Source organism: Chryseobacterium sp. SIMBA_028, assembly GCF_046535285.1.
Taxonomy (GTDB): Bacteria; Bacteroidota; Bacteroidia; order Flavobacteriales; family Weeksellaceae; genus Chryseobacterium.
In genome coordinates this window covers 1-276 of the sequence record NZ_JAWRWZ010000217.1, presented here as the reverse complement: position 1 = coordinate 276, position 276 = coordinate 1, and the positions used below count along the sequence as shown (strand labels likewise).

Annotated in this window: 1 pseudogene; it reads right to left on the bottom strand. The window is 37.3% G+C overall.

Annotation, left to right across the window (positions count from 1 at the left end):
* Positions 1-276: pseudogene (locus SCA31_RS23210) on the bottom strand (glycerol acyltransferase); the annotation flags it as partial.

The following is a 276-nucleotide window of genomic DNA, read 5'->3' as shown; positions in this document are numbered from 1 at the left end:
CTGAACAGCATTTTATCGGTGCCTTTCAGCTTGCTGATATCATTGATAATATCTTCTTTCGGAGTTTCATCGATGATATTCTGAACAATATTTTCTTCTCTAAGCAAAGGAAATTTAACCGATAGATTTTGGAGATTGATGGCCTGGGCAAGAGATTTTCTCTTTTCGTAGTAGGATTTCATCATGTAAACCTTACGCTTCAGAAATTCTCCCAGTTCTTCAATATTCTCCATCTCTTCCATGGCCTTTACATTGATTGGTCTTCCGATTCTGATC